We start from the raw sequence: 15,003 nt of genomic DNA on the forward strand, positions 1-15,003 counted from the left end.
TGCATGCCGCCGGAGAGCTGCCACGGGTGCAACCCGGCGGCGTGGGCCAGGCCCACCATCTCCAGCGACTCCATGTGGGGGCCGCAGTGTCGGACGAATGAGCCATCGATGAAGTCGAGTGCCCGACGCCAGGATGACAACCCTCGACCGTCCGCGCCGGCGCAGAACTGGCCTGCACCCCCTTGTTCAACCCATCCTCACTACCCAGAGAAGGGCCGTGACGATCCCTTCACCACCCATCCACGACGCGTACTTCCGGGGATCGACGCCACACCGCTGCGCGGCACGCCATCGAACACACCTGCCGGCGCGGCAACGTCAACGGGTTTACATCAATAGATCTAGATTAATACTCGGCGCTTGACGGCAACCCCGACGGCAACCGGCAGGAACAGGGGACGCCCCTGTAGAGCCGCCCACTACGGTTCGTGACCGAAGCGGGCGGGCCACAATAAAGGCAGGGATCACCTCGGAGATCTTTAGGCAGGCCGCAACATGTCGGGAACCAGGGCTCCGCCCGACACAATTTGGCCATAATTAGTGTCGACGGTCAACGAACGCCTTTGTGCGATTGACTGCACCAGCGCAACAGCGAGATCGGGCGCACGGTAATCGACACTGAAAATGGCGGTCGGCGATTTCGGGACTTGAGGATCTGGCCAATCTTCAAAGATACCGTCAACTTCTGGATTGGACACCTCAACTACATAGCAAAGTTCGTTGCCGCGTTGAAGCGTCAGGACTGCACCCTTGATTGAGACGTCGCCGACCGGCTGCATGAACTCTGCTAGTTCACCCAGGCCAACTGTTTGGTCGTCGACGACCAGCACCACGGTCTCCGTCATGACTTTGGCCCAACCCAGGAAATCAGATCATCCATACTTCTGAAGACCGGAACGCCCAGGTTTTCAATCCCCTTCACGACGCCACCCTTGAGATTCGGACCATAGATCGCTACGCGCCGCCCGCCTGCGCTCGGAAGAATTCGCCCTCCCATTTGGGCAACACATCCCAAGCACTCTCGGAGATTCGGCATCGGAATATATCGACTCAGTTTGGTCGATGGCGGCAACCATCAAGGCAGCGTTCGCCAACCTTAGCTGTCAGGCGCAACACAACTTCCACTCAGAACATCGGATCACTTACGCCATCATCGAGTCTTCGTCGAAACCGAGTTGATCTTCGATACACAGCGCCACTGCGGCATGCCAACGAATCGGGCTTGGCCACGAATCAGTCGTCATCTCCGACAGATACCGATTCGCCTCATCGGATTCAAGCTCACTCAGGGCAAGTATCGCCTTCTGACATAACCAGTAGGCGGGAGCATCAGATTCAAGGGAACGCTTGACGACTCGGAATATCACACCTGCCGCATCGACCACCCTTACCTCGCCGAGGATATCAACAAGATCCTCCTCATTGAGGCCAGCATAGTTCGCCTCAAGCAGGTCCATTATCACCCGTCCGAGACCGGGAGCATGCAATTTCGCGCCCAAGTTCGCGAAACGCCCGACCTTACCCCAGTCGCATGCCGCTGCCGCGACGCGAATCCAGCGCTCCACAGAGTCGACGGCTCCAGGGAATCGCCGCTGGACCGCGTAGGCAACCTCATCAGTAACAGGCCCCCGAGCGAGGTGAGAGTCTACCGCCTCAGCAAGCGCGGCATCATTCCCTGGAAGCATCACCAATCATCCATTCTCCTAAAATCCAATATCCTAGAGTTAAACACATCGACAGACTCTGGTCTCAGTCCAAAAGTTTCGAATCCTCGCTCCATCTTTAAATGCACAGATCGAATATCTTGACCAATATCTCCTGGAAGCTTTCCCGCCGCGATAAGCGCATCGCGCGTGCCCGGCCGCATGTCATACTGAACCAATGCGGCATACTTTTCGGCGTTACGACCACCGCGCCGCGAGAAGCGATCCCGCAGGCCTCCCAGATATGAACGCGACTGGGTAACGAAGTTTTCTGTTCCCCTGACGGTTATCTCGCCATTACCTCCGAGTTGCTTGAACTCCTTCTCGCTCATCGCTCGATAAAAGGTCTCACTGCAGTTGTGCACGAGCACCGGTGTGGTGCCAGCGAGCACATAGTACGTGTGGAGGGTGTCGACGGTGAGGTTGTGTACCACCTCGGGTTGGGTGCGGTGGTGGGTGGCGGCTACGGCTGCTGGTCGGTGGTCGGCGGTTTCGAAGGTGTAGCCGGGCTTGAGGTCCTTGGCTTCGCGCCATTGCTGCTGGTCGGCGATCCAGAAGGGGTGCCCGGCGGTAGCGGTGATCGTCTCGGCACGGCTGCCTTGGGGGCCATCCACGGTGACGGTGATGTCGACGAGTTGCTTGGTGCCGCTGCCGACGATCAGAGCGGTGACTACTCGCGGCGCGGTCCGCCCCGTGGTGGGATCGGTGGCCAGGACCTTGTCGCCGAGCTGCACGTCACGGATCGGCTTGTGGCTGCCATCGGCCATCAGGACCTTCGTGTCGCCGGTGAAGCTGTTGCCGAGGCAGCCGCCGCTCCGGCCCATGAGCCCGCGTCCGATGGTGCGTGCTTCGCCGAGTCCCGCGCTCACCGCCTTGCCGCCGGCTGCTCTCATTCCCCCGCCCAGAGCGCGGAGCCCGGCACCGAGGGCCGCGCCTCCGACAGCCCCGGCGGCCCCGCCAGCGGCGCCGAACAGCCCACCGAGCGCGGTTTCGCCGGCGAGATCCCATCCGCGCTTGCCGTTCATGTATCCGGTGACAGCGGAGCCGACCGCTCCGGCAAGTGCGCCGCAGGCGACGGCGCCGACACCGGTCCAGCCGATGGCGGCCCCGCAGCCGATGCCGACGACCGCACCGACGGCGATGCCGGCGATCTCAGCGGCGTGGTCCTCGACGAACTGGGTCGCCTTGTCCCACATCTCGTTGGCGCCCTCGACGAGTGGGGCAAGGCGCTGAGCTGCTTCGAGGAACAGCTTCTGCCGGAACTTGTCGGGGTCACGGATGGCTTGTTGCGTGACGGCGACGACGCTCGCCATGACCTTGATGCCGCCGGACACCAGCTTGACTCCCGCCAGCAGCGGCTTGGTGAGCGCGGCCACGACCGGCAGCTTGGTGAACTTGATCGCCTGCCGGACAGCGGCCTTCGCGGCGTTGGTTACCGCCTTCTTGGCTTCGTATATTCGTTGCGCTGCGGCACGGGCTTGTTCTTTGGCCCAGTTGGTGGCATTGGTACGGAGGTTGGTGACGCCTTGTTTGATGTGACGGTAGGTGTTCTCGACGGCGGTCTTGGCCTTGTTGTAGAGCCTGGTGGCACCGTTGTAGAGCATCTGCCCGAATGACCTGAGGGCGGAGATTCCCTGGTTCCAGAGCCGGGTGCCGTAGTTCCATGCCCAGGAGGCGGTGCTGCTGACGAAGTTCGTGGCGGCGTGGTAGCCGTTGCTGACCGAGCGGGCGGCCCGCTTGAGCCACTTGGGCCAGTGACCGTCAGGGTCGTCGAAGTCCAGGGGCGCGCCGGCGGCGTAGGCGTACCGGTTCGCGAGGATGGAGTCACCGCTGGTGTAGTCGACACTGTCGCGGGAGGTGAAGGCGCCGGTTCCCGGGTCGTACCACCGGGCACCCATGTCGACCTGACCGGTTTGTGGGTCGGTCCAGTCACCCTGGAATCCGAGGTTGCCGGTGTCTCCGATGCTGGTGATCTTCTTGCCGAACGGGTCGTACGAGGTGGAGTCGTTCAGCGTGGTCAGGCTGGTGTTGGCGGGATCGAACGCGGCGACGACGTCGCCGTGGGCGTCGGTGAGTGAGAGTTGCTCGTCCGAGCCCTGCCCGGTGGCCAGCAGTTCGTCTGCGGGACCGCGGGCGAAGTACTCGACGCCGTCGGCGACGACCTCGTCACCCAGGCCGGCATAGGTGAAGGTGGTGCCGGTACGGGACACCACCCGGTCCAGGCCGTCGTACTGGTACGTCTGGGTGATGGCGGTGGTGAGACGGTCGAAGGCGTCGAAGGCGTACTGCTCGCTGAGGCCGGAACTGGTGCGCGACCGGAGCGTGCCGCGCGGTGAATAGGTGTAGGTGTAGTCGCCGTCGGTGAGCAGCCTGTTGCGTGCGTCGTAGGTGGCGGTCTTGCTGCCGGCGCGAATCCGGTTGCCGCTGGCATCCCAGGCGTAGGTGATGGTGCCCGCCGGGCTGGTCCAGCCGGTGAGCCTGCCGGCTTTGTCGTAGGTGTAGGTGTTGTTGCCGGCACCAGCGGTGCCGGTGGTGTCCTTGCTGGTCAGATGACCGTTCAGGTCGAATCCGTAGGCGACGGAGGCGACGACGGCGTTGGCGGCGTTCTTCAGGGTGTCGCTGTTGACCCGACCCAAGTCGTCGTAGCCGAAGGTACGGATGCGCCCGGCACCGTAGTCGATCGTCTTCACCTCGCCTGCGGCGTCGTACGTCAGGTTCTGACGTTGTTCGGTGATCGAGTCGGTGAGGGAGGTGAGGCGGCCCTTGACGTAGCCGAAGGTGGCGGTGCCGGTGACGTCGGTCCTGGTGGTCATCTGCCCGTCGTCGTCGTAGCCGAAGGTCGCAGCACCCGAGGGGCCGGAGGTCGACAGCACCGCACCGCGGTCGTTGTAGGTGTAGGTGTTCGTGCCGGTGGGCGCGCTGACGCTGGTGAGTCTGCCGGCCTTGTCGTAGCCGAGGCTGCGGGCGGCGGTGGTGGACTCCCCGCCGGAGCCGGTTTCGGCGGTGAGTCGTCCGGCGGCGTCGTAGGTGCGCTGGCGGCTGGTCTCACCGGGGGCGCTGATGCGGGTGGCGCGGCCTTCGGCGTCGTAGCCCACGGTCCAGGTGCGGTCGGGGGTGGTGGGGTGGCTGCTCGTGGCTGGCTCGATGGCTGACTCTGGCAGGCCGAGAGTGTTGAAGGTGTAGATGGTGGCGTTGCCGCGTCCGTCGGTGTAGCGGGTGCGGTTACCGGCAGCGTCATACCCGAAACTGGTGGTGACCGATTCGGTGTCGGTTACTGGTTCGATCTGCCTGACCAGGCGGTTCGCGGTGTCGTACTCGTAGGTGGTGACGACGTTGTAGGGATCCTTCGAGGAGACCATGTTGCCGGCCTCGTCGTACCCGTACCTCTGGGTACGCAGCACGTCCCCGTCGGCGTTGAGATTGGCATCGCTCGTCAGGTTGCCGAACAGGTCGTAGCTGGCGCGGGTGGTGCGCCCCAGCCCGTCGGAAACCCGGACCTTCCGCCCGAAGTAGTCGTATCCAAAGTGGGTGACCGCGCCGTTCGGGGCAGTGGTGCGAATGAGGTCGCCCACGGAGTTGTAAGTGTTGCTCGTGACCGCGCCGGTCGGTGACGTGATGGAGGTCAGGTTCGCGGCGTCGTCGTAGCCCAGCTTGGTGACGAGGTTCTGGTTGACCGGATACCGCTCGACGCGGGTCTGGGTCGTCTGGCGGTCCAGGTCGTCGTAGGTGGACTGAACCTGCGCCCCGGTGGGGCCGGTGACGGTCAGTGTCTCGCCGGTGCGGGTGTAGGTGTAGCGGGTCACCGCTCGGTCGTCGTTGGTGCTGTTGGGCTCGTCCTGGGTGATCAGCCGGTTGAGCTGGTCGTAGCTGAAGCGGGTGGTGCCGCTGGGGTCGATGCGCTCGATGACGTTGCCCAGGCCGTCGTACGTCGTTTGGGTGCTCGGGATGAGGGTTTCCGTGACACCCGGGGGCAGATAGGTGGGCGCGACTGATTTGACCGGGCGTCCCAGGTTGTCGTACTCGGTGCGGGAGATCTGACCACGCGGATCTCTCGTGGCGGTCGCTTCGCCGAAGGCGTTGTAGCCGATCGCGGTGTCGGCTCTGGCCGTGACGGGCGTCTGGCCGTTGCTCTCGGTGGCGACGGCCGGACCGGTCGCCCCCACCTGCTGGCCGACTTCGTCGTACCGGTAGGTGGTGGTGAACGCCGCCTTGTCCGCGCCGGTCACGTTTCCACGCGGATCGGTGGCGGAGGTACGCAGGCCACGTTGGTCATAGGTGTAGCTGGTGAGCCGGGTTCGCGATCCGTCGCCGATGATCTTCTCGGTGAGCAGATTTCCCGCGTCGTCGTAGGTGTAGTCGACAGTCTCCGTGACACCGAGCAAAACGAACCAGGGAAGGTTGGACGTCTTTCCGGTGCGAGTGGTCCGGGTGGTGTTGCCATTGCCGTCGTAGGCGAAGGTGTTCGTCCGGGCGAGCCCTCCCGGATCCACGACGGTGCTGGTGAGCTTTCCGGCGCGGTCGTAGGCGTGTTGGGTGACCTGGGTACCGTTCGCCTCCGCCTTCCGCGTCAGATGGCCGGCCCCGTCGTAGGTGTTCTCCTCGACGACGTAGTCGCGCTTGCTGCCGTCGGGGTTGTGGAAGTCCTTCAGGGTGACCTTCTGCAACAGGTCGTCCCGGTAGTACTGGTACTCCAGCCGACGACCCATGGCGTCGGTGTCACTGGCGAGCCTGCCGGCGAAGTCGTAGATGTAGCGGTGCAGGACCAGGTAGTCGCCGGTGCCGGTGCCCGGCGCCCCTTCCGGGTCACTACGCCAGTCCCTCAGCCGTACCTCGGCAACCTTGTTCTGTGCGGTGTACGCCCAGTCGTACCGGTTGCCGTTGGCATCGACCATCGACGTCCGGTTGCCGAAACGGTCGTAGCCGTAGCTGGTCTCCTTGCCCTCCGCATCGACGACCAGGACGGGTCGGTTGTACTCGTCGTACTCGGTCGTGCTGACCCGGTCCGGGTCGCCGCCCAACACGTCCGAGGTGGTGACCTTGACGACGTTGCCGTCCGGGTCGTAGTCGTTGGTGACGCGGGCCTGGTGACGGACTCCGGAAATGACGTCCGTGGTCGCAGGCGCGGTGATGGTCGCTACTCGCGACTGGCTGTCGTAGGTGTAGCTGGTGATGACACCCGCGGGGTAGCTGTCCGAGACGATCTTCTCGGTGAGCCGCCGTCCGAGGGCGTCATAGGTGTAGGTCGTGACCAGACCGGAGGGCTCGGTCACCTGAGCAAGGTCGCCATTGCTGTAGTACGCGTTCATGGTGATCTTGCCACGGCCGTCGGTGCTGGCTTTCAGAAGCCCGGCAGGCTGGAATCCGCCGCCGTACCCGAATTCCAGGCCGTCGGTGTACGTGTGCCTGACGACGCTGCCGTCAGGGTTGGTCTGCGCCATCAACTGGCCGTTGGGGTGGTAGGTGAACGACGTACGGTACGTGTTGTCGGTGGGGCCGCTCGACCGCCCGTCCCGAGACTCGATCGCGAGGTCAGCCCGTGGGTCGAACGGGTTGGTGATGCTGGTCGGGTACGTGTAGTAGCTCGTCTGGCACTGGTCGAGGGTGCGGCAGCTTTTCCTCGATGCGAGGTGCCCCTTGTCGTCGTAGGTCATCTCCACCGAGTCACCGTCCTCGTTGGTGACCTTGCTCTGATATCCGTCCTCGTCGTAGGAGTAGGCCCGGACCGCCATCCCCTCGGTGGAATGGTGGACGAAGATGGGACCGCCCGAGGAATCCGGGATGATCGTGCAGAATGCCGGGTCGTTCGGGTCCGGCTGCGTACAGACCTGGGTGGGAGGCGAGGTAGGCGGGGTGGTGGGCTCCCCTGGCAGGTCCTCCGCACGGGTGTCCCGGCCCAGGGGCGTGCCGGAGCGCAACAGACGCCCGGCGAGGGCGTCGTACTCGTACAGGTACGGTCGATTTGCCGGGTCGAGAACCTGGATGCTGCGCCGCAGATCGGTGTCGCCGCCGTAGATGGCCGGTTGCCCGACCTTCCAGGTGCCGCCGTTGTCGTCGGTGTACTCCTTGACCCGGTCGGTGGCGGTGTCGTACTCGACCTGACTGGTGATCCGGCCGCTGGGCAGTGTCACCTTCGTCAACTGCTGGGAAGCCGGCTTGGCATAGCGGAAGTGCGCCGACACGGTTTCCGAGCCGAGCGGTCGGGAGTAGATCGCCACCTCGTCGATCACCCCGGCGAAGTACCGCTGGGCGGTGCCACCCCAGCTAGGCCAAGAGGTCGGAGACGTCGCCGTCGCAGCACCGATCTGGTTGAACGTCAGTGACGAGTGCTCGATGGTCTGCCCGGCACGATCCGCGACCTTGACACCGTCGAGGTACATCGTCTGCGTGGTCCCCATCGCCGACAGCACGACATGGTGCCACTTGTTGTCGTTGACGGGGTAAACCGACGTGACAGGAGCGATACCGCCGCCGGCGAACTGTCCGCGTAGTCGTCCGTCAGTACCCGTGTAGAGCACCGGCACGCCGCTGGTCGCGGTCGCACCGACCGCTGCGTCCTGATATCCCAGAAGCGGACCGCCGGTCTGGGTAAGACCGATCTTGAACCAGAGCTCCACCGCGGCGTCCCGGCTCTTCTTGAGCGATCCCTTCGGAAGCTCGACGTACGAGGACACACCGTTGAACGCCGCCGCGGTATTGCTGGTTCCCTCGATGACCCCGGGCTGCGCCAGAGTCGCGTTCTTGTAGGTCCCGGCGTCCTTACCGAGGTTGATCGCGATGTCGCTACCCGCGCCGGTCCCCTGCTCCTCGCCGAGACGGTAGTACGAGTCGGGACGGGCATCGAGTACTGCGGAGCGGTAGTGCGACCCTGCGGCGTAGTCGTAGCTCGTGCACGCCAAGGTCGGAGAGCAGACCTTGGTGAGGAGGTCACCTGTGTACTCGTAGGACCAGACGAGCGCGGCACCGTTCACCACATCGGTCTTGACCGTGGTGATGTGCGCACCGGTCCAGGTGAAGTACAGCGCTCGTCCTGCGGTGTTGCTCGCGCTGTTCGACACCTGCGCCTTGGTCAGCTTGCCGGCCAGGTCATAGCTGAGCACGACCGACCGGGCCGAGATGTCGGTGATCTTCGCTAGTCTTCCGCCCAGGGAGAATCGGTAGGTGGTGCCTGAGCGGTCCCGAAGCGTCCAACTGGTGCTGTCGACGGTGAGCTGCGCGACCCGGCCGGATGGTGCGGCAAAGGTGCCGTCCGGGTTCCTTCCGAAGCGCACCTCCTGCCCATCGGGGTAGCGGACCACCACATTGCCTGATCCGTCGTCGTCAGACGCCAGTTTCATGTCGTACCGGCTGGACCATCCCGCACCGAAGACGGCCGAGGGCCGCGGGTCCAAGCTGTTGTAGGTGCGCAGCAGGTTCAGTTCGGGGCCCACCGTCACCACCGTGGCGTCGACCGCCGAGGTAGTGAAGTTGCCGTACTGCGCGTCGAATTCGCGGCCCTGCTCCGCATCGGGAGACCCCGCGATGCGGGAGATCAGGTCAGGCTGCGGCACCGAGGTCAGAAGCACGGAGTCCGCCGACATGACCTCGTTAGCGCCATCCTTGACGAACGTGCGCCACAGGTAGCTCTTGGTCCATGACAGCCGGCCGGCCGGCACCACCCACGAGGGATTCGCGCCGTAGCCCGAGTTGGTGCAGTTCGCCGCCTCTCCCGCATCGGTACGGTCGCAGATCTCGAACTTGAACGACAGCGTTGCTCCGGGGGCGGCGTCGGAATCGACGGCCCGTGCCCAGAGCAGTGGAGTCAGCGTCGGCGCTTGATAGCCGTTGCCTGGATAGAGTTCCTGCACCACCGGTGGAACGTCGAACACCTGAAGCACGATCCGACCCGGTGGCACCTGGTGGTCGGTGAAGACCGCACCGCCGGTACGCACCATCGTGAAATCCAGGAAATACGTTCCGGGCGGCAGGGCTTTGATGGTCGCATCCAGCGTCACTTTCGCCCCGCGGGCGATGGTGGTCGACAGGTTCGCAGCGCGCTGCTGGACCACCGCGGCGCCGGTCTCCGCGTTGTACGCACGGTAGGCCAGATAGTAGTTGCCGGGCGACCACGGTTCGGCGCTGAGGTTGGTGGCGGTGATCTTGACGTTGCCGTCCTGGTTCCGCAGCACCGGTGGCTCGGGAGTCGGCTTCGGGATCGCGTATGCCGCATTGTAGGGCGAGTGCGTCACGTAGAGCTTCGGCGCGTTAGCGGTGCTGGTTCCAGCAAACTTCTTCCAGGCCGAGGCATCCGTCGTCGAAGCGCGAAGCGAGAGCCCGTAGTTGGTCTGCTGGCCATTCACCCACCGCTGCACCAGGTCTCTGCCAGCCTTCCCCAGGTCGAACATCTCACCAGCGGCCGGACATGCTGACTGCGACTGCCCCAGCCCGATGTACCCGTGGGCGAACGACCGGCTAGCCAATGCGCCACCTACTGACGGGCCCGGATACGAGTAACCCGTACTGGCCGACCACGACTCCGTCACCGGATGCACGGTCACCTGACGCGATCGGCACGATGCAGCGTCAAAGTTGACCGCAGACAGGGCCACGCCGTGGATCGTGTGGTTCTGTAGTTGGCCAACCAGGCCGCCGAACTTGAGATAAGCAGCGGCATTGGACCCACCCGAGCGGCCCACCAGCAGGTCCTGCCCACCGACGGTCGACGATCCCCCGTGCACGTACATGCTGCTGTCGGCACCCACGCCGCTGACCGGCGGACCCACCGTCGGATCCACCTCAACCGGGAATCTCCGGTCCGGGCTCCGCAACCAGTCGCTGTCGAGCGTGACCTTCAACGCGGATCGCCCATTCGACGTGACCAGTTCGTAGGCAACACCTGCCGACGTCGCCGGCCCACGCGACTCACTGCCCGCATCCAGCATGTAGCCAGGGGGGATAACCGCGCGCCGACCACCAACCCGGTCGTTGAGCTCCACCTGTCCATCAACGAGCTTCGCCGTCAACCCGCGGAGCCTCAGGGGGAAGACGAACGATGTCGGCGCCTCGGCCGAATGCAGAACGATGGTCTCCTTGACGCCCCCTGCCCTCGGTGCGAGGCGAACATCGACGCCTGGCTGCACCTGGGAGTAGGTGACAGAGTCCGCATCCGCTCGCCCGACGCTACGTGCCCCGTCAGCCAGGCCGTAGGAGAACTCCTCCTCTGCCGAGAAGGTCAGCTTCACCAGCTCGCTGTCGTCAGCCCGTCCCGCCAGCTTGAGGGCGACCGCGTCGGCAACGTTGCGCCATCCGCTTCCATCCTCGTCGGGCGTGAGCCGAGTGTCGATGGATGCCCAACTGCCGTCCGACTTACGGTAGTTCAACGCGTCTGTCGACAGCTCGGTGGTCTGCGTACCGTCGGCGTTGTCGTAGACCCGCTTCGTCTCCGACCGCTCACTGAGGCGCTCACGGCTCGTCGCTCTGTCGTACCCCTCGACATCCACCACTGGTGCCGCGATTACCGACGCCCTGTTCCGGCCCGGAGCCGGCTCCTGCTTCAACCTGTGCAGCGGATACTGCCCCCGCAGGGACTTCGGCAGTTCCCGGTTACCCCGCCCACGAGCCAGCAGCGAAGACGTGTCCGACGCCGACCCCCACCGCTGTGAGGGGGCAGCCGTGGCCGCCCGGCCGCTCGCTGCTTTCCCTCGTTCGGAGGCTGCGGTAGACAACCCACTCGCGCCGCTGCCCCCCAGATTCACAACCAGGAGGCAGGCCAAAGACATCGAGATTGTTGACCGAACTGCGGTCGACCGCATAAACGACCCGCGTCTCCTTGAATGGGCCATCGGTCCAAAAAGCATGAACATCGCCAATCATTTAGGCGGACGAAGAGCGGCGAATGAATGTTGGATGCGAGAGTTCACCGGCAAGCCTGCCGCGTTTCCGCGCGGACAGCGCCTGCGGCGTTCCCAGAATGAACCTGGACAGGCGGGATTCCGCTGCCGGCCAATTCGGCGCGCCAACGGACCCGAGACCTCAGCCAGCAATCCACAACAGCCCCCGTGATCGATCTGAGAGATCACGGGGAACTTACAAGCCCCAGGGTGCGGCTAGGAAGCATCGTTACAAGTTGATGCCACGAAACAGGTCAGAGCCGGACGAAATGCCACGGCAGGTAACTGTGAGCAACGGATTCATAGCTGAAAGCAGTGCGCGGAAGCCGAGACGACACAGCAGGCCCCGACGAACCCATCGGACGGCACGAGAAGATGATCAACTTCATCCGAGCCAAGGACGTCACTCACCCACCACCCCCGCCAGGTCAACCACGACGGGCGATCGCGGATCAACTCGACGACTCGATGTCGACACAGCGATTTGCATCACTCAAAGTGATCACGCGACTACGTTCGGAACACCTATGCCCCGTTTTGTGGCATCAACTTGTAACGACACTTCCCATTCACGCCCCGGGATCTGTAAGTTCCCCGTGGTCTTTCGGAGCTAGCACGGGGGCCGTTGTGAATTGCTGTCTGAAGTCTTCCGCTCGTTGGTGTGCAAGACCCGACGCGAGCAGGCAACACGACTGAACCGGTCGCACCTCTTCGATCTATGGAGCCGATCTGTTTCCCACCGTCGAACTCGGTGGCTGACAGCCGCAGGAGCAAGTGCGTCAGTGTCCAGCAGATCGACGTCCAATGGAAACCCCTCAACAGTCGTCAAACTTCTGCACCCGCACCTACTGGCAATGGCCACCCTGCCACACAGTAACCACTGCGCCCACATGCGAGGATGGAATGACCGATTCGGGAAAGCTGGACATCAAGGCTCGATTGCTTTTAGCCTACCTATTAGCACCAATCTTGATCATTGCTACTGCCATTACTCAGGGGTCATCCCCGGCGCTGGCGGACGCAGCAGGCAAGGGTGGTGATTTCCTAGCGACAAACGGTGTTTTATTGGATACCCGCACGGGCGTGGGCGGCACGGCCGGCACGCGAGCAGCTGGTTCCGAGACGAAGGTGACCGCACTCGGGGTCGGGGGCATTCCTGCCAACGGCGTCCGCGCACTGCTGGTAGACGTCACGGCCATCAATCCAACGGCGAACACTTTCCTGACGGTTTACCCGGATGGATCCGATAGGCCCGACGCTTCCACGATCAATGCTTCCGCGGGTCAGGTGCTGTCGAATTCCGCGATCGTGGTCACCGTCGGCGCCAACGGCAAGATCGTGGTCTACAACCATTCAGGGAATACCCATATCAAGCTGGACGTCCAAGGCTACTTCACCAGTAGTACGGGCACCACGGGTGGAGGCCTGGTGTCCCTGCCGCACACCAAGTTGATCGATACCCGCAGCGGCCTCGGGACGACCACTGGCACGATCGCGGGCAACAGCAGCCGGACTGTGACCTTGACTGGAAGCGTCGTTCCTGCCGGCGCTTCGGCGGCAGTCATCGATGTGATCGTGACTGGCGCCACAGCACTTGGCTGGCTTTCTGTGGCACCCGAGAACGACGCCACAGCGGCCAACGCAATCGACTATCCGGCGGGCACCACGTCCATGGGAATGATCGTGAAGTTGCCCGCCAATGGCAAGGTTGTGTTGACGAACAAGGGTAGTGGCGCGGTACACGCGGTCGTGACCGTACAGGCATACTTCACTGCCACACCGACGACGGGCGCAGGGTTGCGTACGGTGGCAGCAAGCCGTTTGTTGGATACCAGGACGGCCGGCAGCGGACAGCCGGTGCCAGCAAACGGTACGGTTGATGTGGCCGTTGGTGGCGCGTTCGGCCTGCCAACCAGGGACATCGCCGCAGCAGCACTGAACCTGACTGCAGTGAGCCCGGCTAGCAGCGGTTTCTTGACGGTATGGCCGGTCGATGGCACTGCGAGTGCGGCATCGACGACGAACTTCACTACCGGCCAGCTCGCCCGGTCAAGCTTTGCCGTCAGCAAGCTTGGCACCGAGGGTAAGATCCGAGTCAAGAACAACAGCGCAGGGACGCTGCATATTCTGGTCGACCTGCAGGGCTGGTTCGCCGACCCGATCCTACCCCAGCCGGTGACACCATTTACTCGTACATCGGCTATTCAGCAGTCACCCAACGGCACCACTCTGGGCCTGTTGTTCTACGGGTACACCGACAACCTGGGGCGCATGCGCCGCGGTAAGGCAGACCCCGATAATCCCAATGACATCGCGTGGGAAACCCCGGAGAGCAGCGAGGCTTTCACGGGCCGACCCACGCTGAGCGAACTCTCCGACAAGCGAATTCAGGCAGCGGTGCAGAGCATCGACGGCAGCACCTGGAAGAGCACCCAGGCTGGCTCCAGCCTGCCTTCCTGGGAGAGCGCGCGGACCCTCGGTGGTTCGATGGCGGGCCCTCCGAGCGCACTGACGCTGGGAGACGGAACCAATGTGATCTTCGCCGTCGACATCGACGGACGGCTGTGGAACTACCGCCAAGCAGGAGCAGCACCTCTCTGGAAGAGCCTCGGTGACGCTGACCTAACCGGCACAGTTTCCGTAGTCAAGGACGGCGAGGATGCCCGACTGGTGGCGGTCAGCGCCACCGGCACGGTAAAGACAGCCCTGTATTTCGCCGATGGCGCGCTATCGAGCTGGACTGATCTGGGTGGTACCGCAGAGGGAACACCGGCGGCGTTGCTCTCGACCGCGCATCGCCTGCGCATCGTGATCCGTGACGCCAGCGGTCACATCTCGACCAAGTTCCAGAACCTGGACGGCACCTGGCCCACAACCTGGCAACAGGTGGGAAGCCTCACTGCCATCGGATCACCCGACACTATTCTGGACCCACCGTCCGGCCGTACCGCCATCGTCGTTCGTCGAGATGACAATACGCTGCAACACATCTTCGAAACGGCACCGGGATCGTCGAACTGGGGTCAGTGGCAGCCATTGAACCCGAACCCCGACAAAGCCGAAAATGCAGCGACCGACCCGACCATGACCGCAGTGACCGGAATCGATGGAACGTCCTACATCATCATCTTCCGGGACACCGACGATGTGATCCAGATCTACAGTCGTCAGCTGTCGCCTCAGCGAGTCGGGGAAGCGTCAGACGGGAAGTTTGTCCGCAGCTCAGCTCCAGCACCCAGGCCCTGAACCGGTCGTTCTCGCATGGCGAGTCCTAGCGCATCCTGAGCAGTAGAGCGCTACAGAAGGGCGGGACGGGTCCTGAGGGGCCCGTCCCGCCCGTAGCCGCGTCAGCGCGGCCCGGTTCACCCGGTCAGCTCGGCTCCCCGGCCAGGGAGGTCCGCCGCTGCGAGGCCATGACCAGGGAGTAGACGTGC

4 protein-coding genes are annotated in these 15,003 nt (G+C 63.8%); 1 reads left to right on the forward strand and 3 read right to left on the reverse strand.

Annotated elements, in window-relative coordinates; all coding sequences use genetic code 11:
* Positions 1-479: 479 nt before the first annotated feature.
* From B5D80_RS33210 to B5D80_RS34950, 3 genes are all read right to left on the reverse strand, one after another.
* A complete protein-coding gene (locus B5D80_RS33210) occupies positions 480-830 on the reverse strand; it encodes a hypothetical protein (protein ID WP_158224281.1) in 351 nt (116 codons plus the stop codon).
* A 312-nt stretch (positions 831-1,142) separates the two neighbouring features.
* The gene (locus tag B5D80_RS33215; protein WP_144081826.1) at positions 1,143-1,457 is read right to left on the reverse strand and encodes a hypothetical protein; all 315 of its coding nucleotides are present in this window, start codon (positions 1,455-1,457) and stop codon (positions 1,143-1,145) included.
* A 227-nt stretch (positions 1,458-1,684) separates the two neighbouring features.
* The gene (locus B5D80_RS34950; RefSeq protein ID WP_281253510.1) at positions 1,685-11,182 is read right to left on the reverse strand and encodes a LamG-like jellyroll fold domain-containing protein; all 9,498 of its coding nucleotides are present in this window, start codon (positions 11,180-11,182) and stop codon (positions 1,685-1,687) included.
* A gap of 1,290 nt (positions 11,183-12,472) precedes the next feature.
* Between B5D80_RS34950 and B5D80_RS33220 the strand changes: the two genes are divergently transcribed.
* Entirely contained in the window at positions 12,473-14,815 is a 2,343-nt protein-coding gene (locus B5D80_RS33220; RefSeq protein WP_144081827.1) for a DUF8189 domain-containing protein, read from the forward strand.
* Positions 14,816-15,003 lie beyond the last annotated feature (188 nt).

Source organism: Micromonospora wenchangensis (assembly GCF_002210435.1).
GTDB classification, from domain to species: domain Bacteria; phylum Actinomycetota; class Actinomycetes; order Mycobacteriales; family Micromonosporaceae; genus Micromonospora; species Micromonospora wenchangensis.

Excerpts from the sequence above, each read along its gene's own strand:
- B5D80_RS33215 (WP_144081826.1), bottom strand. The coding sequence starts at position 1,457 with ATGGACCTGCTTGAGGCGAACTATGCTGGCCTCAATGAGGAGGATCTT.
- B5D80_RS33220 (WP_144081827.1), top strand. The coding sequence starts at position 12,473 with ATGACCGATTCGGGAAAGCTGGACATCAAGGCTCGATTGCTTTTAGCC.